This window comes from Martinezella lusitana (assembly GCF_010668395.1).
GTDB lineage: Bacteria > Pseudomonadota > Alphaproteobacteria > Rhizobiales > Rhizobiaceae > Rhizobium > Rhizobium lusitanum_A.
On sequence record NZ_WUEY01000004.1, the window covers coordinates 451,240 to 473,174 of the forward strand.

20 protein-coding genes are annotated in these 21,935 nt (G+C 61.7%); 10 read left to right on the forward strand and 10 right to left on the reverse strand.

The features are described 5' to 3' along the window. Positions 1-109: 109 nt before the first annotated feature. From GR212_RS12195 to GR212_RS12205, 3 genes are all read right to left on the reverse strand, one after another. Entirely contained in the window at positions 110-1,057 is a 948-nt protein-coding gene (locus tag GR212_RS12195; protein WP_163986821.1) for a substrate-binding domain-containing protein, read from the reverse strand. Between the two features lie 65 nt (positions 1,058-1,122). Beyond that, a complete protein-coding gene (locus GR212_RS12200) occupies positions 1,123-2,136 on the reverse strand; it encodes an ABC transporter permease (protein WP_163986950.1) in 1,014 nt (337 codons plus the stop codon). Positions 2,137-2,198: 62 nt separating this feature from the next. Beyond that, positions 2,199-3,722 (reverse strand): sugar ABC transporter ATP-binding protein, encoded by a 1,524-nt coding sequence (locus GR212_RS12205; RefSeq protein WP_163986822.1) that lies wholly within the window; start codon positions 3,720-3,722, stop codon positions 2,199-2,201. Between the two features lie 167 nt (positions 3,723-3,889). Here GR212_RS12205 and GR212_RS12210 point away from each other — a divergent pair, with 167 nt between their 5' ends. Together GR212_RS12210 and GR212_RS12215 are read left to right on the forward strand one after the other, a co-directional pair. Beyond that, complete coding sequence (locus GR212_RS12210) at positions 3,890-4,915, forward strand: substrate-binding domain-containing protein (RefSeq protein ID WP_163986823.1); 1,026 nt, start codon at positions 3,890-3,892, stop codon at positions 4,913-4,915. A 12-nt stretch (positions 4,916-4,927) separates the two neighbouring features. Then, positions 4,928-5,284 carry a VOC family protein gene (locus GR212_RS12215; RefSeq protein ID WP_163986824.1) on the forward strand — a complete coding sequence of 119 codons (357 nt, stop codon included), beginning with the start codon at positions 4,928-4,930 and terminating at the stop codon, positions 5,282-5,284. Between the two features lie 39 nt (positions 5,285-5,323). On the opposite strand, the gene xylA is transcribed toward GR212_RS12215, so the two are convergent. The 5 genes from xylA to GR212_RS12240 form a co-directional block, all read right to left on the reverse strand. Further along, positions 5,324-6,634: a xylose isomerase gene (gene xylA, locus GR212_RS12220; protein WP_163986825.1), complete on the reverse strand. Its 1,311-nt coding sequence runs from the start codon at positions 6,632-6,634 to the stop codon at positions 5,324-5,326. A 223-nt stretch (positions 6,635-6,857) separates the two neighbouring features. Further along, a complete protein-coding gene (gene xylB, locus GR212_RS12225; protein ID WP_163986826.1) occupies positions 6,858-8,315 on the reverse strand; it encodes a xylulokinase in 1,458 nt (485 codons plus the stop codon). Positions 8,316-8,352: 37 nt separating this feature from the next. After that, on the reverse strand, positions 8,353-9,378 hold the full coding sequence (locus tag GR212_RS12230) for a LacI family DNA-binding transcriptional regulator (RefSeq protein ID WP_163986827.1): 1,026 nt from the start codon (positions 9,376-9,378) through the stop codon (positions 8,353-8,355). Between the two features lie 151 nt (positions 9,379-9,529). Beyond that, the gene (locus GR212_RS12235; RefSeq protein WP_163986828.1) at positions 9,530-11,140 is read right to left on the reverse strand and encodes a DHA2 family efflux MFS transporter permease subunit; all 1,611 of its coding nucleotides are present in this window, start codon (positions 11,138-11,140) and stop codon (positions 9,530-9,532) included. 26 nt (positions 11,141-11,166) lie between these two features. Then, positions 11,167-12,387, reverse strand: coding sequence for an HlyD family secretion protein (locus tag GR212_RS12240; RefSeq protein ID WP_163986829.1), 1,221 nt, complete (start codon positions 12,385-12,387; stop codon positions 11,167-11,169). 163 nt (positions 12,388-12,550) lie between these two features. Here GR212_RS12240 and GR212_RS12245 point away from each other — a divergent pair, with 163 nt between their 5' ends. From GR212_RS12245 to GR212_RS12255, 3 genes are all read left to right on the forward strand, one after another. Next, on the forward strand, positions 12,551-13,231 hold the full coding sequence (locus tag GR212_RS12245) for a TetR/AcrR family transcriptional regulator (protein ID WP_163986830.1): 681 nt from the start codon (positions 12,551-12,553) through the stop codon (positions 13,229-13,231). Between the two features lie 114 nt (positions 13,232-13,345). Next, positions 13,346-14,185, forward strand: coding sequence for a GyrI-like domain-containing protein (locus GR212_RS12250; RefSeq protein ID WP_163986831.1), 840 nt, complete (start codon positions 13,346-13,348; stop codon positions 14,183-14,185). 171 nt (positions 14,186-14,356) lie between these two features. Further along, positions 14,357-15,100, forward strand: coding sequence for a TerC family protein (locus GR212_RS12255; RefSeq protein ID WP_163986832.1), 744 nt, complete (start codon positions 14,357-14,359; stop codon positions 15,098-15,100). A gap of 60 nt (positions 15,101-15,160) precedes the next feature. Here the strand turns inward: GR212_RS12255 and GR212_RS12260 are convergent, their stop codons facing one another. Further along, entirely contained in the window at positions 15,161-15,571 is a 411-nt protein-coding gene (locus GR212_RS12260) for a hypothetical protein (RefSeq protein ID WP_163986833.1), read from the reverse strand. A gap of 361 nt (positions 15,572-15,932) precedes the next feature. On the opposite strand from GR212_RS12260, the gene gltX reads away from it, so the two are divergent. From gltX to GR212_RS12275, 3 genes are read left to right on the forward strand one after another with little or no spacing between them, the layout of a single operon-like run. Then, the gene (gltX, locus tag GR212_RS12265) at positions 15,933-17,390 is read left to right on the forward strand and encodes a glutamate--tRNA ligase (RefSeq protein WP_163986834.1); all 1,458 of its coding nucleotides are present in this window, start codon (positions 15,933-15,935) and stop codon (positions 17,388-17,390) included. A gap of 15 nt (positions 17,391-17,405) precedes the next feature. After that, the gene (gene lysS / locus GR212_RS12270; protein WP_163986835.1) at positions 17,406-18,902 is read left to right on the forward strand and encodes a lysine--tRNA ligase; all 1,497 of its coding nucleotides are present in this window, start codon (positions 17,406-17,408) and stop codon (positions 18,900-18,902) included. A gap of 37 nt (positions 18,903-18,939) precedes the next feature. Then, positions 18,940-19,224 carry a hypothetical protein gene (locus GR212_RS12275; protein WP_163986836.1) on the forward strand — a complete coding sequence of 95 codons (285 nt, stop codon included), beginning with the start codon at positions 18,940-18,942 and terminating at the stop codon, positions 19,222-19,224. A gap of 41 nt (positions 19,225-19,265) precedes the next feature. Here GR212_RS12275 and GR212_RS12280 read toward each other — a convergent pair whose 3' ends face one another. Beyond that, the gene (locus GR212_RS12280; protein ID WP_163986837.1) at positions 19,266-20,096 is read right to left on the reverse strand and encodes a hypothetical protein; all 831 of its coding nucleotides are present in this window, start codon (positions 20,094-20,096) and stop codon (positions 19,266-19,268) included. A 195-nt stretch (positions 20,097-20,291) separates the two neighbouring features. Between GR212_RS12280 and GR212_RS12285 the strand changes: the two genes are divergently transcribed. Both GR212_RS12285 and GR212_RS12290 read left to right on the forward strand, forming a co-directional pair. Then, positions 20,292-21,200 carry a LysR family transcriptional regulator gene (locus GR212_RS12285; protein ID WP_004117752.1) on the forward strand — a complete coding sequence of 303 codons (909 nt, stop codon included), beginning with the start codon at positions 20,292-20,294 and terminating at the stop codon, positions 21,198-21,200. A gap of 42 nt (positions 21,201-21,242) precedes the next feature. After that, complete coding sequence (locus tag GR212_RS12290) at positions 21,243-21,857, forward strand: 3'-5' exonuclease (protein WP_163986838.1); 615 nt, start codon at positions 21,243-21,245, stop codon at positions 21,855-21,857. The last annotated feature ends 78 nt before the right edge of the window (positions 21,858-21,935 follow it).

The following is a 21,935-nucleotide window of genomic DNA, read 5'->3' on the forward strand; positions in this document are numbered from 1 at the left end:
ACGGCAAGAGGTACGTGCCGCAAAAATTATCACAGCGTCGCGGACACGGCGGCAGCTGCATAAAAAACGCCCGCCGGTTCCGGCGGGCGCGCTTGTCTGAACCAGCCGATCAGAACGGTGAATCGGCGAAGTAGAAGTCCTTGGCGTTGTCCTTCGTGACGAGCGTCGCATCGAGGATGTAGTTGCCGCGGACCGGAACCTGGTTGTAGAAATTGGCAGCCGTCAGCTCCATGGCCGTGCCGACCATTGCCGGCGGATAGAGCACGTCGACCGGGATCAGCTTGTCGCCGTCCATGACCTTCTTGATCATGTCCTTCGAACCGGCACCGGCAATGACATACTTGATGTCGGTGCGCTTGGCCTGCTCGATCGCCTGCAGCACGCCGACGGCCATGTCGTCATCCTGGCACCAGACGACGTCGATCTTCGGGAACTTGGTCAGGTAGTCCTGCATGACCTTGAAGGCGTCGTCACGGTTCCAGTTGCCGTACTGGCGGTCGAGAACCTTGACGTTCGAGCCGGCAATGCCCTTGTCGAAGCCATCCTGGCGCTGCTGGTCGATCGGAATCGGCAGACCGCGAATGACCACGACCTGAGCGTCCGGCGTGTTGGCCTTGATGTACTCGCCGGCGGTCTGGCCGAGAGCCGGATTGTTGCCGGCGACATAGAGGTCACGCACGGAATTGTCGTTGCTGCTCGGCGCACGGTCGACGAGCGTCACGAACTTGCCCTTGTCCTTGACTTCCTTGATGGCATTGACGAGCGGGTCCGGATCCGACGGCAGGATCACGAGAGCATCGATGCCCTGGGTCTCGAGGTCCTGCACCGCGTTTGCCTGGCTCGCGGCGTCGGGCGAAGTCTTGACGATGACGTTAAGACCCGGATGCTCCGCCATCAGCAGCTTGGCGACACGCTCGGCATGGAACACCACGCCCGAGGTCCAGCCATGGTCGGCGGCCGGAATGGAAACGCCGATGGTCACCTTCTTGTCTTCGGCATGAACGGTGCCGGCCAAAGCCGCCATCACCACCGCCAGTCCCAATAGTCTCTTACGCATGTTTTATCCTCCCAGATAGAGACAGGGCCTTGTCATAAGAACCGGGCGCCCCCTGACCCGGTTATTCATGATTTGCGCGCAAGCGAGCGCTGGACCAGCATGGCGATGATGATGATCGCGCCCTGGATAGCGCTCAGCAGGTACTCGCTGATGAAATTGGAAAGCAGCATGATGTTGCCGACGAGTTCGAGGATGAAGGCGCCGCAAATCGTGCCCCATACCCTGCCCGCGCCGCCTTTCAGCGCCGTGCCGCCGACGACGACGGCGGTAATCGCCTGCAGCTCCCAGAGAATGCCCGTCGTTGCCGACGTGGAGCCAAGCCGAGGCACGTAGAGAAGCACGGCAATCGACACACACAGGCCCTGGATGACGAAGGCGACGGTGCGGACGCGATTGACCGCTACGCCGGAATAGCGCGCAACGTCGCGATTGGAACCAACGGCAATGACATGCCGCCCGTAGCGGGTGCGATAAAGGATGAAGGCCGCGATGCAGGTGACGACGAGGATGACCACGATCGGAACCGGCACGCCGAGCACGGAGCCATAATAGGCCGGCTTGTAGAGCGCCTGCAGATCGGCCGGCCGCAGGGTGATCGCGCCGCCCTGCGACAGCCAGGTCGTCAGGCCGCGATAGACGCCCATCGTGCCCAGGGTCGCGATGAAAGGTTCGATCTTGCCCATGGTCGTGATCAGGCCATTGGCCAGGCCGCACAGCACGCCCGCGACGACCGAGAACAACACGGCAGCCGCCAGCATCAGGCTCGGATCGGCGATGACGCCCGAGTTCATGAACAGGATCATCAGGCTCGCGACGAAGGCGACCATCGCGCCAACGGACAGATCGAGATCGCCCGCGGAGATGACGAAGGTTGCTCCCACCGCGATGATCGCAATGAAGGCGCATCTCGTCGCGACATTGGTGAGATTGGTCATGCCGATGAAATTCGGATTGACCAGCGCGCCCACGATCAGAAGCAGCACCAGCGCCGCAAACGGTGCGACGGCCCGCAGATCCACATCCCGCCAGGATCGGCCACGCCTGACTGCCTTCTCGCTGCTATCCTCGCCCACGCTCATATCCAAAACCAACCTCCCGTCCCATTATTGCTTGGGAATTCGCCCTTGCCCTCGCCGCCCGTTCAGGCAGCCGTCTTTTTCTTCAGGCCCGCCGCATAACGCATGATTTCCTGTTCGGAGATTTCGTCGCCTTCGAGCATGCCGACGATCCGGCCTTCGCGCATCACGGCTACCCGCGTGCACAGCCCGATAACCTCAGGCATCTCCGAAGAGACGACGATGATCGAATGCCCGTCTCGCGCCAGCGCCGAGATGAAATGATAGATCTGCTGCTTCGTGCCGACATCGATGCCGCGGGTCGGCTCGTCGATGATGATGATCTGCGGCTCGGTCTCCATGACCTTGGCCAGCAACAGCTTCTGCTGGTTGCCGCCGGACATGCGGCCGGCAACGATGTTTCCGTCGCGGACGCGGATATCGAAACGCCGGCGCGCCCGCGCCAGGGCATTCGCTTCGCTCGCGGCGCTGAGATAGCCGAACTTGCCGTGCCGTTCGAGGGATTGCAGCGTAAGGTTGGCCGTCATGCCCGAATTCAGAAGCAGGCCCTTGGATTTGCGGTCCTTGGTCATATAGGCAAGGCCGGCGTCGATCGCCGCATGCACGTCATGCGGCGGCACGGATTGCCCGTTGGCGACGACTTCGCCGGCAGCCCGCGGACGCAGGCCGACGATCGCCTCCATCAGCTCGGTGCGGCCGGAGCCGATCATGCCGGAAAAGCCGAGTATTTCGCCCTTGCGCAGCTCGAAGCTGGCGTCACGGACATAGCCCGTCGACACGGAATTCACGGCGAGCACGACCTTCTCATCGACATCGGGCTCGTTCTTGGCCGGATAGAGGCTGGAAAGCTCGCGCCCGACCATCAATTGCGCGATGGATTCGCCATCCAACAGCGAGGTCGGCGATGTCTTTACCCACTGCCCGTCGCGCAGCACCGTGATCCGGTCCGTCAGCTCCATGACCTCGTCGAGCTTGTGCGAGACGAATACGAAACTTGTCCCCTGGTCGCGCAGCTTGCGCACCTGCTTGAACAGAAAATTGGTTTCCTCCCGCGACAGCACGGCCGTCGGCTCGTCCATGAAGACGATCCGCGCATCGCGGCTGATCGCCTTGGCGATCTCGACCATCTGCTTGTCGGCGATGGAAAGGGTGCTGATGACGGCATTCTCGTCGACATGCGAACCGAGGAGATCGAGCACGCGCCGCGTTTCCGCCCGCATCCGCTTGCGGTCGAGCACGCCGAAATGCGTGATTTCCCGGCCGAGAAACAGGCTTTCGGTCACGGTCAGATGTTCGGCGAGATTGAATTCCTGGTGAATGATGACGATGCCGAGCGCCTCGGCGGCGCCGTTCGGCGGCAGCTTCACCGGCTTGCCGTCAAGCAGGATTTCACCGGAACTGGGCTGTTCGAAGCCGGAGAGAACCTTGACGAGCGTGGACTTTCCCGCGCCGTTTTCGCCCATCAGCGCATGGATTTCGCCGGCCCGCAGATCGAAATTGACGCTGAACAGCACCTGCACGCCATTGAAGGACTTACAGATTCGCCTCGCGGACAGCACAACAGCACCGTCGACGGCCTCCGAACTCATTGCATCCTCCCTTGCGGCTCCACCCGCTTTCCATGGTGTGTAAACCTTTACATATAACGTGTAAAGGTTTACATCATTGGATATTGCACAATTTTTCGCGGTCGCCTTTGACCTCTACGGAAGTCTGTGTAGTGTCCGGTGCGAGACGAGACCCAAGGCAGAGCGCAGTGTCGAATTCCACGCCCGCAACCATCGAAGACGTCGCCCGAATTGCCAATGTTTCGATCGCAACGGTCTCCCGGGCAATCCATATGCCGGAGAAGGTCGCAAACTCGACGCGGCTGAAGGTCAATCAGGCGATCGCCGTCACCGGTTACACGACCAACGCCATGGCGCGCAGCCTCAGGCTCGGCCGCTCCAACATGATTCTGGTGGTCGCGCCCGACATCGGCGACCCGAATTTCTCCAATATCCTCATCGGACTGGAGAACGAGGCGCGTTCCCACGGCTATGGCATCCTCATCGGCCACACGCAGAACGATGCCCAGCGCGGATTGGAATATCTGAAGTTCCTGAATTCCAACCAGGCGGCGGGATTGATCCTGTTCACCGGCATCCTGCCCTTCGGGCACCAGACGATGACGGCACGGCTGCCGCCGAGCGTCGGCGTCTTCGAGCCGGTCTTCAATGGCGGCATCCCCTATGTCGGCGTCGACGACGTCGCCGGCGCGCGCAAGGCGGTCGACCTGCTGATCGCCGAAGGTCACCGCAAGATTGCCTTCATCGGCGATTCCCGCACCCGCCTCGCCTACAGCCGGCGGCGCATGGGCTATGAAGCCGGGATGGATGCCGCCGAAATCGGCGCCGATCTCCGCATCGTCTTCGAAGGCGACGGCACGGTCGAGAGCGGGCGGCTGGCCGTCGAGCAGCTTTTCATGCGCGACACGCTGCCGACAGCCTTCATGTGCGTCAACGATCAGACCGCGATCGGCGTGATGATCGGCCTGAAGACGCGCGGCTACGATATCCCGCGAGACTTTTCCGTGACCGGCTTCGACGACGTGCCGCAGGCCGTCTTCATGACGCCGTCGCTGACGACGATCCGCCAGCCGCGTACCGCCATCGGCAAACACGCCATGGCGCTCCTGCTGGAACTCCTGTCGAACGGCCAGCCGACAGAAACGGAAATCCTGCTGCTGCCGGATCTCGTGGTGCGCAATTCGGTGTCGGCGCCGTCCCGTGTCAGGCGATAGGAAAGCGCAGCCATGCCGCTCGGTAGCGTCGTCCTCTATGTCCGCGATGTGGAAGCGACGATCGGCTTTTACGAGAGACATTTTGGGTTCAAGCCGCTCCGGCAGGACGGTGATCGGATTGTCGAACTATTGGCGCAGGATGGTGGTGCCAATCTGATGATCCATCCTGCAGGAAAGGCCCAGAAAATGGGCCAGGTACTGGTGAAACTGGTCTTCGATATCGAGCACGTCGAAGCTTTTCGCGCCAAATGCGCTGGCGAAGGCCTTAAATTCGGGCCTCTGCATCAGGCCGACGGCTACGTATTTGCCAATGCCAAGGATCCCTCGGGGAATTCCATCGCCATTTCGAGCCGCGCATTCAGGCGGTAGGCCGGGAGGCGACGAATAGCCGCCTCCCGAATTTTTCGATCAAACGTAACGGTTGACGATATTCTCAAGCAGTTCCTGCTTGCCGGACTTCGGCTGCGGATTGACGTCCTTGGTTTCGACCCACTGGGCGATCTGATCGAGCGAATACTCGCCGCGCAGCAGCTTCTGGCCCTCGGCCGAATCCCAGCCGGCGTAACGGTCGGCGAGCGGCTGCGACAGCGCCTTGTCCTCGATCATCTTGGCGGCTGCCTTGAGGCCGCGGGCGCAGCAATCCATGCCGCCGATGTGACCGATGAGCAGATCTGCCGGATCGAGCGACTGACGGCGCAGCTTGGCGTCGAAGTTCGTGCCGCCGTTCTTGAAGCCGCCGCCTGCCAGAACCTGGTAGTAAGCCAGCGTCATTTCCGGAACATTGTTCGGGAACTGGTCGGTATCCCAGCCGGACTGGTAGTCGTTGCGGTTCATGTCGATCGAGCCGAAGATGCCGAGCGCGTTGGCAAGCGCCAGTTCGTGCTCGAAGGAATGGCCGGCAAGGATCGCATGGCCCTGCTCGATATTGACCTTCACTTCGTTTTCGAGGCCGTTCTTCTTCAGGAAGCCGTAGACGGTCGCGACGTCGTAATCATACTGATGCTTGGTGGGCTCCTGCGGCTTCGGCTCGATGAGGATCGTGCCCTTGAAGCCGATCTTGTGCTTGTACTCGACGACGAGGTTGAGGAAGCGGCCCATCTGGTCGAGCTCGCGCTTCAGGTCGGTGTTGAGCAGAGTCTCGTAGCCTTCGCGGCCGCCCCACAGAACGTAGTTTTCGCCGCCGAGTTTGTGCGTGGCGTCCATGCAGGTCTTCACGGTCGCCGCCGAGAAGGCGAAGACGTCCGGATCGGGATTGGTCGCAGCGCCCGACATGAAGCGGCGGTTGGAGAAGAGGTTCGCCGTGCCCCACAGCAGCTTCACGCCGGTATCGGCCTGCTTCTGGGCGAAGTAATCGACGATCTCGTTAAGGTTCTTGGTATTCTCGGCAAAATTCTTGCCTTCCGGCCGCACGTCGGCGTCATGGAAGCAATAGTAGGGAGCGCCGAGCAGCGTGAAGAATTCGAAGGCGACGTCGGCCTTCAGCTTGGCGGCTTCCATCGTCTCGTTGAACCACGGGCGAAGGAAGGTCTGGCCGCCGAAGGGATCGCCGCCCGGCCAGGTGAACGTGTGCCAGTAGGCGACGGCAAAGCGCAGATGGTCTTCCATGCGCTTGCCGGCAACGATCTCATCCTTGTTGTAGTGGCGGAAGGCCAGCGGATTGGTGCTGTCGGGGCCTTCGTATTTTACCTTGCTGATATCGCCGAAAAATCCGGTGCTCATAGTGTGTCTCCTTGGGTTTGGTATTTCGGTATTCTTGTTCGTGCCATGTAGCTTTGCCCCTCACCCTAACCCTCTCCCCGCTTGCGGGGAGAGGGGACGACCTCTGTACCCTCGCCCAAATCAGAGACGGGAGGGACCGCGATGGTGCGCCTATCCCCTTCTCCCCGTAAAACGGGGAGAAGGTGCCCAACAGGGCGGATGAGGGGCTTTAAGCCACAGTATTTCAATGCGCCGACAGCGGCTTGATCGCCGGATAGAGCGCCCGATAGCGCTTGTAGGCATCGGCATAGGCATCCGTCAGCGACGCCACGGGATCGATCGTGCCGGCCGTCTGCGGCGGGGTGCATACCGCGACGGGATCGGCGCCGGTGGCCGCAATCAGGCCGAGACGCGCGGCACCGAAGGCCGCTCCGAAATCGCCGTCGGCCGGCAGATCGACGGGCACGCCGAGCGCGGTGGCGATCGAGGCCAGCCAGTAGCGCGAACGCGAGCCGCCGCCGATGGCGGTGACGCGCGCGATGTCCGTGCCGGCCGAACGCAACGCTTCCAGATTGTCACGGATGGCGAAGGATACGCCTTCGAGCACGGCCTGCGTCAGCACCACGCGGCCGCTTTCATGCCCGAGGCCGATGAAGGCGCCGCGGATCGTCGCGTCATTGTGCGGCGTGCGCTCGCCCGAGAGATAGGGAAGGAAGGTGACGCTGGTCGGCGCCTTCAGCGTCTCGCCTAGCTCGGCGGTGAGTTCGGCGGCGGACTTGCCCGTTACGTTCGAATGCCAGTTCAGCGCATCGGTTGCCGACAGGATGACGCCCATCTGGTGCCAGGTGTTCGGCAGCGCGTGGCAGAAGGCATGAACGGCGCTCTCCGGCTTCGGCAGATAGGAGCCGTTGGCCGCGAAGAGTACGCCCGACGTGCCGAGCGAAACGAAGGCGGCGCCGTGGCTCACCGTGCCCATGCCGCAGGCCGAGGCCGCATTGTCCCCTGCCCCGCCGGCGACGACGGCATCGCTGCCGATACCCCATTTCGAGGCCAGCTCGCCGCGCAGCTTGCCGGCAACTTCGGTGCCCTCGACCAGCGTCGGCATCTGCTTCTCATCGAGGTTCGTCGCGGCCAGCAGCTCGGAAGACCATTTGCGCTTGCCGGTATCGAGCCAGGACGTGCCGGCGGAGTCAGACATTTCCGACATGTGCTCGCCCGTCAGCCAAAGGCGCAGATAGTCCTTCGGCAACAGCACCCAGCGCACCTTGGCGAAGACATCCGGCTCATGCTTGGCGACCCATGCGAGCTTCGGCGCGGTAAAGCCGGGGAAGACGATATTGCCGGTCAATGCGCGGAAGCGCGGATCGGCATCGAGGGCGGCGGCTTCGTGATAGCTGCGCGTGTCGTTCCAGAGAATGCAGGGGCGCAGCACCTTGTCGTCGGCGTCGAGCAGCGTCGCGCCGTGCATCTGGCCGGAAAGGCCGATGCCGCGCACGGCCGCCAGTTCCTTGGGGTGCGCCGCCTTCAGCCCGGCAACGGCTTCTTCCGTCGCGCGGATCCAGTGCGCCGGATCCTGCTCCGACCAGCCGGGATGCGGGCGCGATACGTCGAGGCCGCCATTGGCGGAGCCGATGATCTTCTGATTGCCGTCGATCAGCATCGCTTTGACGCCGGACGTTCCGAGATCGAGACCCAAATACATCAGATGTAACTCCCTATGCTCTGCCGCGTTGAAATGATCAGGGCAGATTGTCCTTCAAGAAAATGTCGAGCCGTATGCGCTCCTGATCGGCGATGACGGCCTGGCCATCGGCGGTCGCCTTCATGACGCGTATGGCGCTGCGCACCTCATGGCCGGCATCCTGATTGAGAACGGCATCGATCGTGCCGTCGATCAGCGCTGCCCGCGTATGCTGCGTCAGCTCATGCACGACCACCGTCAACCCGCGCTCGGGCCTGACGGCCTTCAAGGCAGCGATCAGACCCCTGTTGCCGGCACCAAGATTGTAGATGCCGATAATCTCCGTGTTTTCGGAAAGCGCCTTGGAAACGAGCGATCTGGTTCGCTCCGAAGCGTCGCGCCCTTCCAGCACGGGCAGCAGCCGCAGCTTGGGAAACTCCGCCGCCATAACGGCCGAAAAGCCCTGCAGGCGCTCGCGATGGTCGCGCACCAGCATGGAGCCGGCAAGAACGGTGATTTCGCCCTCGCGGCCACCGAGGAACCGCCCGAGCAGCCGGGCAGCGGTGCGTCCGGCGGCGATATTGTCGATACCGGCATAGTGATGGCGGTTGGAATCGCTAAGGTCCGAAACCAGCGTGACGACAGGAATGCGCTCGGACACCAGCCGGTCGACGGCGGCCCGCACCTCCGGCGCATCGGTCGCCACCAGGGCAACACCGGCGATATCCTGCCCCTGCAATGCGTCGAGCGCCGCAACCAGAGCCGGCACATCGAAAGCCGGCACCTCGACGATGCGGATATCCGTGCGCTCTATGCTCGCGCGCAGGGTCGCCTGATGCACCTCGAAGCGCAGCCCGTGCATGAAGGAATTGTCGCCCGTCGGCACGATGAAAACGAGGGGATAGACGCGGCCCTTGGCCAGATTGGCGGCGGCAACGTCACGGATGTAACCGATCTCGCGGATGGCCGCCTCGACCTTTTCCCGCGTCACCAGCCGCACGCCCGGCCGCTGGTTCAGCACGCGGTCGACGGTAGCGAGGCTGACGCCTGCAACGGCAGCGATATCATGCACGGTCGGTCTCATCGGTTCCTCCTGCAGACACACTTACTTCGATTTCTGATGTACGTAAATCAAAAATTTCTGACCGTAGGATTTTCCAGCCGTTCGCAGTCCGGAAACAAAAAAGGCCCCTCGCAAGGAGGGGCCCAGTCTTGGGAGTATTTTTTAAAGGATATCAGTGGCCTCCGCCACCGCCACCACCGCCTGGCGCGCTTGGCTTGCTCAGCATGAGCACGCCAAGAATCATCGCCAGGAACAACACAGTCAGCATCAGGAAAATGTCGCCGAAGGACATGACGATCGCCTGCTGCGTCGCCATGTTGACCATCTGTCTCAAGGCGGCCTGTTCGCCATCCAGGCCGGCGGCATTGAAATTGGCGGCCATGTTGTTCAGCTGCGTGACGGCAGCGTGGCTGCCCCAATGAACATGGTCGCGCAGACTGAAGTAATGCTGGTCCTGACGGTTCGTCAGCAGCGTGTTGATGATCGCAAGGCCGACGGCGCCGCCGAGGTTACGCGTCAGGTTGAACAGGCCGGAGGCGCCGCGCATACGGGCGGGCGGCATGGTTCCAAGCGCGATGTTGTTGATCGGCACCATGCACAGCATCAGGCCGAAGCCGCGCAGGATCTGCGGGATCAGCAGTTCCCAGAAGTCCCAGTCCACCGTCAGATGCATCATGATGTAGGTGCCGGCCGAGAAGCTGGTGAAACCGATGATCATCAGGATGCGCAGATCCACCCTGCCCGCCAGGAAGCCGGCAAGCGGCGCCGTGAAGAACATGGTCAGACCGGAGACGAACATCGTCTCGCCGATCTGCAGCGAATCGTAACCGCGGATGCGCGCAAGATAGAGCGGGTAGATATAGGTCAGTCCGTAGAGGCCGATACCCATGACGAAGGAGAACATCGAGCCGAAGGAGAAGTTCTTGTTGGTGAACGCCTTCAGATCGACCACGGGGAAATCCACCGTAAAGGCGCGATAGAAGAAGATCACCGCACCGATGGCCGAGGCGATGGCGCCGATGACGATGTAACTATCGTTGAACCAGTCGTTCGTATTGCCTTCCTCGAGCACATATTCCAGCGCTCCAAGGAAAACGCCCATCGAGATCAGCCCCCACCAGTCGAATTTCTTCATCAGCGACAGTTCGGGCTTGTCGAAATCGATGAAATTCCAGGTGACGATGGCAACGACGATGCCCGGCGGGATGTTGACCAGGAACAGCCAGTGCCACGAAAAGGCATTGGAAAGATAACCGCCGACCGTCGGGCCGATGGTCGGCGCCAGCGTCGCGATCAGGCCGATGATCGGCGATACGACGTTGCGCTTGGACGGCGGGAAGATCGTGAAGGCGGCCGCGAAGACCGAAGGGATCATGCCGCCGCCGATAAAGCCCTGCAGGGCGCGGTAGATGATCATCTGATCGATGTTCGTGGCGGTCGCGGCAAGCGCGCTCGCCGCGGTGAAGCCGGCGGCCGAGATCGCGAACAGATAACGCGTGGAAATGATGCGCGCCAGCGTTCCCGACAGCGGGATCATGATGACTTCGGCGATCAGATAGGCCGTCTGCACCCAGCCGATTTCATCCGAGCCGGCGCTGAGGCCGGCCTGGATTTCGCTGAGCGACGCCGAGACGATCTGAATGTCGAGGATCGACATGAACATGCCGAGCACCATCGCCAGGAAGGCGATGAGCTTTCTCGGCTCGATATGATCGGCCGCGGCTGGCGCGGCGGGCCCGGCGGCGCGTGGGGGCGCTCCGGCTGTAGTGCTGGCGGACGACATGGCGCGTCTCTCCCGAGCTTGATCGCTTACTTGTCCGGTGCCGTGCGGGTATCGACGTCGACGACGACGCTGAGGCCTGCGCGCAGACGGCCAGTGTTGAGCGCATCCTGCGGCAATGCGATGCGGACAGGCACGCGCTGGATGATCTTGGTGAAGTTACCCGTCGCGTTTTCCGGCGGCAGGAGCGAGAAGACCGAGCCGGAAGCCGGCGAGATCGACTCGACGGTGCCGACGATCGGATGATCGCTATAGGCATCGACGTGGATATTGACCTTGGAGCCGGGAACCAGATGCTGGATCTGCGTTTCCTTGAAGTTCGCATCGATATAGAGCTGCCGGATCGGCACGAGCGCCATCAGCTTCTGGCCCGGAGAAACCAGATCGCCTTCCTGCAGCGAGCGGTTGCCGACGATACCGTCGTAGGGTGCCTTCAGCACGGTGAACGACAGGTCTCGCGAGGCCTTGTCACGAGCGGCCTCGAGCCCCTTGATCGTGCTTTCGGCCTGGCGGCGCTGGGCCTGCAGCAGGTTGATGTTGGCCTGTGCGGATGCGATGGCGGCATCGCCGCCGACCAGGTTGGCCTTGGCTTGGTCGAGCGCGATATTGGCGCTATCCAAGGCGGCCGTGGTGCCGACCGACTTGGCTTGCAGTTCGGCAGCGCGCGTCTGGGTGATCTGGGCGCCACGGACGGTGGCTTCCAGGGCAACCTTCTGTGCCTGCGACTGCGCAAGAGCGGCCTGGCCGGCTGCGATCTGGGCATCGATGGTATGAAGCGAAAGCTGTTCGGTATCGAGCGAAGCCTGAGCCTGGTCCAGCGCGAGCTTGTAGTCGCCGTCGTCAAGCGTGGCGAGCACGTCGCCGGCCTTGACCTCCTGATTGGCCACGACATTCACCTTGGCGACGTAGCCGGTCACCTTCGGCGAGATCGTTGCCATGTCGCCTTCGATATAGGCGTCGTCGGTGGAGACCATGAAGCGGCCGTTCGTCCACCAGTCATAGCCGTACCAGCCGCCTGCCGCCAAGGCCAGGATACCGACGATCGGCATTACCAGGCTGCGCCGCTTCTTTGCCGGCGGCGGTGGGGCCGCAGGGGCCGGAGAAGCTGGCGCAGCCTGGGCGGGGGCGGGGTTGCCGCGCGTTTCGGCTGCAGGAGCATCGGCAGGTGCCCCGGCTTCCCGAGCTTCCGCCTCGGCATCAGCGGGCTCGTTCACGATCCGCGCTACATTGTTTCCATGACTTGACGACATTGCCCTACCACCGAAATCTAGGTAAAAATAATCGAACCGAACGGTTCAGTTCAATTGACATAGAGCCTTTTTCATTCCATATCAAGAGATATCGAACTGAGCGGTTCGATTTATTTGGCGAATCTGTTTAAGATTCAGAAAAAATGATCGAGTGAAGGAGACGATGAAACACGAATCGCAAAATGCCGCTGTGTTGAACGCGCCCGCGCCAGGTTCCGGTGGCCGTTGGGCGGCGGGCGAAGATCCGGTCAAACGCCATCAGATTCTGGAAGGCGCCAAACGTGTCTTTATGAAGATGGGCTTCGATGCGGCGAGCATGAACGATGTCACCCGCGAAGCGGGCGTCTCCAAGGGCACTCTTTACGTCTATTTCGCCAACAAGGAAGACCTGTTCTCCGCCATGATGGAGAGCGAACGTACCCAGTTCGTCAACCTTGTGCGCACGGCGCTGTCAGACGAAGCGGATGTCACGACGTCTCTTTATGATTTCGGCATCGTCTTCGTCACCCACGTCACCTCGGACAAGACCATCAGCGCCATGCGTACGGTCATCGGCGTGCGCGAACGCATGCCCTCGCTCTGTCAGCGCTTCTTCACGGGTCCGGAAAACCTGCGGACCGTGCTGCGCGGCTTCCTTGAGCGGCAGGTCGCGGCCGGACATCTCAAGATCGACGACTTCGACATGGCAGCCCGCCATTTTCTCGAAATGGCCAGCGGCGGCTACTTCAAGCTGCGGCTGTTCGGCGATATGGAAGAGCCGCCGTCCAAGGAAGAGATCGACTATGTCGTGCGCGGCGCCGTGCGCGTCTTCCTGGCGGGCTACGCTCCGGACCGCAAGGATTGATGCCGAAAACCTCCTTATTGCCGGTGAGTGGCTAAGCGAGCCAACTCCGCAACAGCGATCAAGCGGCACCGCCGTCCATCGCCTATGACTGGCCCGGCAACCAGGGAGTTGAAGATGAGCGCGATCGGCCGGGCGATATGGTACATTGAAAGCCATTTTGCATCCGAGATCTCGCTGGACGAGATTGCCGGGATAGCGGGGCTGTCGCGCTTCCACCTGTCGCGCGTCTTCGGCATGACCACGGGCCATTCGATCAGCAGCTATATCCGGAGTCGCCGCCTCAGCGGGGCGGCCCTCGCGCTGGTCGACAGTTCTTCCTCCATTCTCCAGGTTGCCCTCGATGCCGGCTACGGCTCGCACGAGGCGTTCACCCGTGCCTTCCGCGAGCAATTCGGCATCACGCCGGAAAGCCTGCGCAAACAGGGGCACGTTCGCAACCTCGCTCTACAGGAGCCGATCAGAATGGACGACACCCGCCTTCCCAAACTCGACGCGCCGCGCTTCGAGACCCGTGCCCCGATGCTTCTTGCCGGTCTCGCGGAGACCTATGCTCACGACGCCAACCAGGCGATCCCCTCGCTCTGGCAGAAATTCAACCAGCATTTCGGTCATATTCCGGGCCAGGTCGGCAACGTCGCCTACGGTGTCTGCACCCAGGTCGACGGAAACAGCGAGGGCTTTCGCTACATGTCCGCCGTCGAAGTGACCGGGGCCGATGACCTGCCCCAAGGGTTCGTCACCACGAAGCTGCCGCAGCAACGCTATGCGATCTTCGCGCATCGCGGCCACATCTCCGGCATCACCGGAACGGTGCACCAGATCTTCGGCGAATGGCTGCCGGAATCGGGCCACCAGCACGCCGGCGTACCCGACATGATGGAACGCTACGACGACCGGTTCGATCCGCGTACCGGCATGGGCGTGACGGAGATCTGGATCCCCCTGAAAGCCTGAAGCGCGAGAAGCGAATCTGAAGGATTGCGATGCGATTTGGAAACAAGGCCGCCGCCATCAAACCGGCTGCGGCCTTGTACGGACGACGGCGCTCCTTACATTACGGCCATTCTGGAGAGGCCGGGGCTGGGGGTCAGCAGCGGCGAATGCTGACAAAAGGGGAAATTGCTTATGAATATTGTTGGGCTCATACAGGATCCCGGCGCGTGGGTCGCACTCATCACGCTCGTCGTCATGGAGGTGGTCCTCGGCATAGACAACCTCATCTTCATCTCGATCCTGACCAACAAGCTTCCGGCGGAACACCGCGACAGGGCGCGCAAGATCGGCATCGGACTGGCCCTCGTCATGCGCCTTGCCCTGCTCGGAACCGTCGCCTGGATCGTACAGCTGACGCAGCCGGTGTTCGAGCTGTTCGGCCAGGGCTTCTCCTGGAAGGATATGATCCTGATCGGCGGCGGCCTCTTCCTCGTCTGGAAGGCCACGAAGGAGATCCATCACAACGTCGATCCGCAGGAACAGGGCGAGGATTTCATCGCCAAGTCGACGACATCGAGCTTCGCCTCGGCCATCGGCCAGATCCTGCTGCTCGACCTGGTGTTCTCGATCGACAGCATCATCACCGCCGTCGGCATGACGCCGCATCTGCCGATCATGTTCGTCGCCGTGATTGCCGCCGTCACGGTCATGCTGGTGGCCGCGAACCCGCTCGCCAACTTCATCGAAAAGAACCCCAGCATCGTCATGCTGGCGCTCGCCTTCCTGCTGATGATCGGCACGACCCTGATCGCCGAAGGCATGGGAGTGCACGTTCCCAAGGGCTACATCTACGCCGCCATGGCCTTCTCGGCTCTCGTGGAGGTGCTCAACATGCTGGCGCGCAACCGCAGGAAAAGAGCATCCGGCGGTCATTGATCCGCAGCCGTTGACTGCGAGGCCGCACCCCGGAACGGGTGCGGCCTCGATAGCAGCCGGTCAGTCCTGAACGTGGATGTCGACCCATTCGCCGATATCGCCGCGTCCGTAAATATCGACCTTGATCCAGACGTTGCCGCGAACGATGAGGTTGCCGGCGTCGTTGGCGATGTCGCCGTTTGCCAGCATGGCTTCCAGCTTCTGGCGATTGGACGCCTGCGAGAAGAAGCTGTCGCCCTGGTCGCCCCGGTCGCGGCGGCGATAGGCGTGATAGTTCGCGCGGTCCTGCCGGATGATCTGCCAGGGCAGCGTCAGGCGCTCGCCCTTGGAGTTGTAGAGATCGTCGCTGCCGATATAGGCGCGGTAGGACTCGATCAGTCGTGCGGAGCTGTCGCGCGTGATGGTCGATTGGGCGGCGGCGACATCGACCATGGAAGCCGCCAATAAGAAGCTCAAAATCAATTTCTTCATTATTTCCTCGCGGTGAATGATTGAAGACCTATTTCGCCACTGCCGTAGAAATTGCAAATCAAATTCGGCAAGCGTATGGCTTTTATCCCGATACCCTTACGAAGGGTAAATCTGCGCGGTGAATTCGCAAGGGCCGGCTCTTTTCGAGGCAACGCGCCGCCCTTGGCGCCTCTGCCTCTCTCCCGGTGCAGTTTCCCTTGACGCCACCCCTTGAATATGGCCTAAGGCCAGCCATACGGAAATCGTGGAATTGAAGCGGCAAATCGCCCTTTTCCGGCCGGTTTCCTGATCCAGATACACATTTTCGGCTGGACGGCGCTTGTCCAAAGCGCAGCCCGGCCTTTTATGATGGGCAAACAAGATGACCACTTCAGGCGTTCGCGTCCGCATCGCACCCTCCCCCACCGGCGAGCCGCATGTCGGCACTGCCTATATCGCGCTGTTCAACTATCTCTTCGCCAAGAAACACGGCGGCGAGTTCATCCTGCGCATCGAGGATACCGACGCGACCCGCTCCACCCCGGAATTCGAGACCAAGGTGCTCGACGCCCTGAAATGGTGCGGCCTGAAATGGTCCGAAGGACCCGATATCGGCGGCCCTTACGGCCCCTATCGCCAGAGCGACCGCAAGGAACTCTACAAGCCCTACGTCGAACAGATCGTCAGCGCGGGACACGGCTTCCGCTGCTTCTGCACGCCCGAGCGTCTGGAAAAGATGCGCGAGGCGCAGCGCGCCGCCGGCCTGCCGCCGAAGTACGACGGCCACTGTTTGAACCTGACGGCCGAGGAAGTCTCCACGCGCGTCGCCGCCGGCGAGCCGCATGTCGTGCGCATGAAGATCCCGACCGAAGGCTCCTGCAAGTTCCATGACGGCGTCTACGGCGATGTCGAAATCCCGTGGGATGCCGTCGACATGCAGGTACTGCTCAAGGCAGACGGCATGCCGACCTATCACATGGCCAACGTCGTCGACGATCACCTGATGAAGATCACCCATGTCGCGCGCGGCGAGGAATGGCTCGCCTCCGTGCCGAAGCACATCCTGATCTATCAGTATCTCGGCTGGGAACCGCCTGTTTTCATGCATCTGTCGCTGATGCGCAATGCCGACAAGTCGAAGCTGTCGAAGCGCAAGAACCCGACGTCCATCTCCTATTATACGGCGCTCGGCTATATCCCCGAGGCGCTGATGAACTTCCTCGGCCTGTTCTTCATGCAGATCGCCGAAGGCGACGAACTGCTGACGATGGAAGAGCTCGCCGCAAAGTTCGATCCGGAAAACCTGTCCAAGGCCGGCGCGATCTTCGACATCCAGAAGCTCGACTGGCTGAACGGCCGCTGGATCCGCGAGAAGCTCTCGGAAGAGGAATTCCAGCAGCGTGTCCTGACCTGGGCGATGGAAAACAGCCGCCTGCAGGAAGGCCTGAAGCTGTCGCAGTCGCGCATCACCAAGCTCGGCGAACTGCCCGATCTCGCCGGTTTCCTGTTCAAGTCCGACCTCAACCTCGATCCTTCGGCCTTTGCCAAGATCAAGTCGACGCCGGAAGAGCTGCTGGAAATCCTGAACACGGTGCAGCCGGACCTCGAAAAGATCCTCGAATGGAATGTCGAGACGATCGAAGCGGAGCTGCGCGCCATCGCCGACCGCATGGGCAAGAAGCTGAAGGTCATCGTCGCGCCGCTCTTCGTCGCCGTATCGGGCTCCTCGCGTTCCCTGCCGCTTTTCGATAGCATGGCGATCCTCGGCCGTTCCGTCGTGCGCCAGCGGCTGAAACTCGCGGCCCAGACCGTTGCGACCCTCGTCGGCCCGAAGAATTGAACCGGACGTAGAACCATGAACGACAAGACAGAAACCGCCACCCTCTCCTCCGACGCAACGGAAGTTCGCGCGCAGAAGCTGAAGCTGCTGCGCGAGCAGATCGGCGACGTCTATCCGGCGCATTTCCACCGGACGATGACCAATGCCGAGCTGGCTGCGAAATATGAAGGGCTGGAGCCGGACACGGAGACCGGCGATGTCGTCACCGTCGCCGGCCGCGTCTATTCCTCGCGCAACTCCGGCATGTTCATGGATATCCATGACGCCTCGGCGAAGATCCAGATCTTCAGCCACAAGGACGTAACCGGCGAAGAGGCCCGCGCCCTGCTGCCGATGATCGACATCGGCGACATCATCGGCGTTACCGGCGTCGTGCGCCGCACCAAGCGCGGCGAGCTGACGATCAATGCGCAGCAGATCACCATGCTGACCAAGTCGCTGCTGCCGATGCCGGAAAAGTGGCACGGCCTCTCCGACATCGAGCTGCGCTACCGCAAGCGCCACCTCGACATCATGACCAACGAGGAATCGAAGCTGCGCTTCCAGCAGCGCAGCCGCATAGTCTCCGGCATCCGCCGCTTCATGGAGAATGACGGCTTCATGGAAGTCGAGACGCCGATGCTGCACTCGGTCTATGGCGGCGCCACCGCCGAGCCGTTCAAGACGCATCACAACACGCTGAAGCTCGACATGTACCTGCGCATCGCGCCGGAACTGTTCCTGAAGCGGACGCTGGTTTCGGGCCTGACCGACAAGGTGTTCGAGATCAACCGCAACTTCCGCAACGAAGGCGTCTCCACCCGGCACAATCCAGAATTCACCATGATGGAGTGTTACTGGGCCTATGCCGACTACGAGGACATCATGGACCTCGTCGAGCGCCTGTTCTCGACGCTCGCCATGTCGATCCACGGCAGCACCGAATTTGCCTTCGGCGACAAGCAGATCTCCTTCAAGGGTCCGTTCCGCCGCGTGCCGATGCCAGACGCCGTCAAGGAAGCGACCGGCATTGATTTCCTGGCGATCAAGACCGACGAAGAAGCCCGCGCCGCCTCCAAGGCCGCCGGTTTTGCCGTCGAGAAGGACGCCACCTGGGGCGAATGCCTTGCCTTCATCTTCGAAGAGAAGGTCGAGGGCACGCTGATCCAGCCGGCGCATGTCACGCATTTCCCGAAGGACATCTCGCCCTTCGCCAAGGAAGTGCCGGGCGAGCCCCGCCTCGTCGAGCGCTTCGAGACCTATTGCAACGCATGGGAACTCGGCAACGCCTTCTCGGAACTCAACGATCCGGAAGAGCAGCGCGCCCGCATGGTCGAGCAACTCGAGCAGGCGCATGCGCGCGGCGAAAAGCAGAAGGAACTGGACGAGGAATTCCTCGACGCGATCGATCAGGGCATGCCGCCGGCCGGCGGTCTCGGCATCGGCGTGGACCGCCTCATCATGCTTTTGACCAACTCGCCGTCGATCCGCGACATCATCCTGTTCCCGGCCCGTCGCAACAAGGCGGACTGAGACAGTCCTCGTCCTCCCAAAGCCAAAGGTACGAACCATGACCGAAAAAGAGATATCAGCCGCGGATGCCGACAGCGAGCGTCAGCGGCTGGCCGATCTTGCGGAGGTCGGCGATATCGACCTTTCGCAATACGCGCCGGGAACGTTCGGTTGCCATGAAGCGATGCATACGACATCGCTCATGCTCGACATGACCGACGATCAGTTGCTGCAGCACCCCGCCATTCTGGCCGATCCCGACTTCTACCGTCTTGCCGGCGAAGTTCACGAGGCGCTCTTTGCGCTTTATCAGGCTATCGGCGAGAAGCATCTGGTTGATTGACGGCACTGCGCTGTCGTCTGACAGCGCGGCGTCAATTCCGGTCAGTTCGTGACGGGAGAGCGGCGGTCGGCCGCCCCCGTCATCGTCGGATCCAGCCCGGGTGACGGGTTCTTTCCCTTGCCGGCGTCGGCACCGATGAACTCACCGTTTTCGTCATAACCCGGCTGCACGTTGCCGGTGGATTTCGGCTCCGGCGGCAACGGCTTGGCATCGTGCGCATCCGCCTGTTTCGCAGCCGCCTTGTCTTCGGCGGCGATCGCCGCTTTCATCTTGTCCTTCTTGGCATCGCCATTGTCGGCGGCCAGCGCATTGTCGCAATCGCTATAGTCCTTCATTCCGGCGATCGCGGCGTCGATATCCTGCGGCAGCATGGTGATCTGCTCGCCATAGAAAAGACCCGCATTGCTCGCGCCGCCATCGAAGTACCGCGCCGTCACCGGCGCCTCGGAATTTCCATCGACGAGCTTGTCGGGGTGCGGCACGTAGACGACGTCGGCTCCCAGAGCCCGGCCACGGATATCGGAGCGCAACGTCGGCCCGTTCTTGTCGAGAACCACAACCTGAACGAGATCGGGCTTCTGTTCCTGATAGACCGCCTTGGCGACCCTGAGCGCGGTCTTTACCCGCGTCAGGCCATCGGTCGGTTCAGTGCTGATATATTTGCGGATCCAGAAGCGGTTGTCCTTGCGAATGGTGACCAGGTTGATGTCCGTGCACTGGAGGCCGCCGGGGGAAGCGGATGCGAGGCCGAGCAGCTTGTCCTTGCCGATACAAAGCGCCAAAACGCCGGAGGAGCCTACGAGAAAGGCCACTCCGCCGATAATGACGACAAACTTCCGGGGCAACCGGAAAATGTGCAGTAAGGCGCTCACGCCAACTGCTCCAGCATAGACCACTCCAAGCCGACAAAGATGATCAACCCTCACGTTAGGGAATTGGCGTTTCGGAATACTTAAAACAGTGACGAAACTTGCGATGCCGACGACATCATTACCAAAAAAGGTCCAAACTTTCATAACAATGACAGGCGCTTGCGTTCCGTGCCGCCGACATGCTCTAACCGGAGCATGGCCTTCACCTTGAGACAGCTGCAATACTTCGTCGCCGTAGCCGAACAGGGCTCCGTGACGCGTGCCGCGCAGAACCTGTCGATCTCGCAATCCTCGGTGACCGAAGCCCTCAAGGAGCTTGAAAGCGACCTCGGCGTCGAGCTGTTCGAGCGCCATCCGCGCGGACTGTCCATCACGCATAACGGCCACCAGTTCCTGCGCCACGCGACGAAGATCCTGGCAACCGTTTCCGATGCGCGCACCAGCTTTTCCGGCAAGCGGAACGAGGCCGGCGGCACGCTGAACATCGGGGTGACATCGCTCGTCGCCGGCTATGTGCTGTCGGATCTTCTGGCGCGTTATCGCCGCGCCTGCCCCGGTGTCGAGGTCAGCGCCATCGAGGATAATGGCGGCTATCTGGAACATCTTCTGGTTGGTGGCGAACTCGACGTCGCCGTCATGGTCATTTCCAACCTGCGGGACCGCATGGCCCTGCAGGCCGAAATCCTGGAGACCTCGCCCTATCGCCTCTGGCTGCCGATGGGCCACCCCCTCGTCTCCGCCGATATCATCAGTGTCGCCGACATCAGCCGCGAACCGCTGATCATGCTGACGATCGACGAGATCGAGGAGAATACCGGCAAGCTGCTGACCGCGCTCGGCGCACGCCCTCATGTCGCCTTCCGCACGCGGTCCGTCGAAGCGGTGCGCAGCCTGGTTGCGACCGGCGCCGGCGTCGCGCTGCTGCCGGATCTCGTCTATCGGCCCTGGTCTCTGGAAGGCGACCGCATCGAGAGCCGTGACGTCTCCGGCTCGCTGCCGGTGGTGCAGGTCGGCATGGTCTGGCGAAAGGGATCGAGCCTGCCGCAGGCGGCCCGAGATTTCGTGGGTGTTGCCGAGAGCATGCGCACCGGACGGCAGCGGTAGTGGAGAGCTATTCCACAGGCACCAAGGAGTGGAGGATCGATCATGAAGACCGCCATCATATTCGACTGCGAATTTCTTTGTCTCGAAGGCTCGCAACGCCGATTCTGGTGTGCTGCCCATGATCCGGACCCGGTGATCGCCGAGATCGGGGCGGTAAAACTGGGGCTGGAACGAGACTTCCCCATTCTCGGCACCTATAAGGCCTATGTCCGCCCCATCGACAGATTTGGCAACCGGTACGCGCTCGACCCGTTCTTCACCGCGCTCACCGGCATCACCGAAGAGAATATAGAGACGGAAGGCGTCACCTTGCAGGATGCACTTGCCGGCCTCGACAGCTTCTCGGACGACGCGCGCTTCTGGTCCTGGGGCAAGGACGAGCTGAACATGGTGGCGATCAGCTGTTATATCGCCGGCATCCAGCCCCCAATTCCCGCCCACCGCTTCGACAACGCCGTCAAATTGCTGCTGGCAGCCGGAATGCCCATCGAGGATCTGGCGAAGACCCCAAGCAACAAGCTCGCCGACTATTATAAAGTAGACCATCCCCCCTTGCAGGGGCATGACGCGCTCGACGATGCGCTTTCCGTGTCCTACACCCTGCAACATCTTATGAAGGCTGGGAAATTACAGCCAGAAGTCTTCGCCCGCCCGTAGGGTCTTTCCTCGAAATGCTTTGGGCTCTGGACTCAACCAGTCGAGCAGCGAGGTTCCGCTCACCGCTCGATCGCAGCC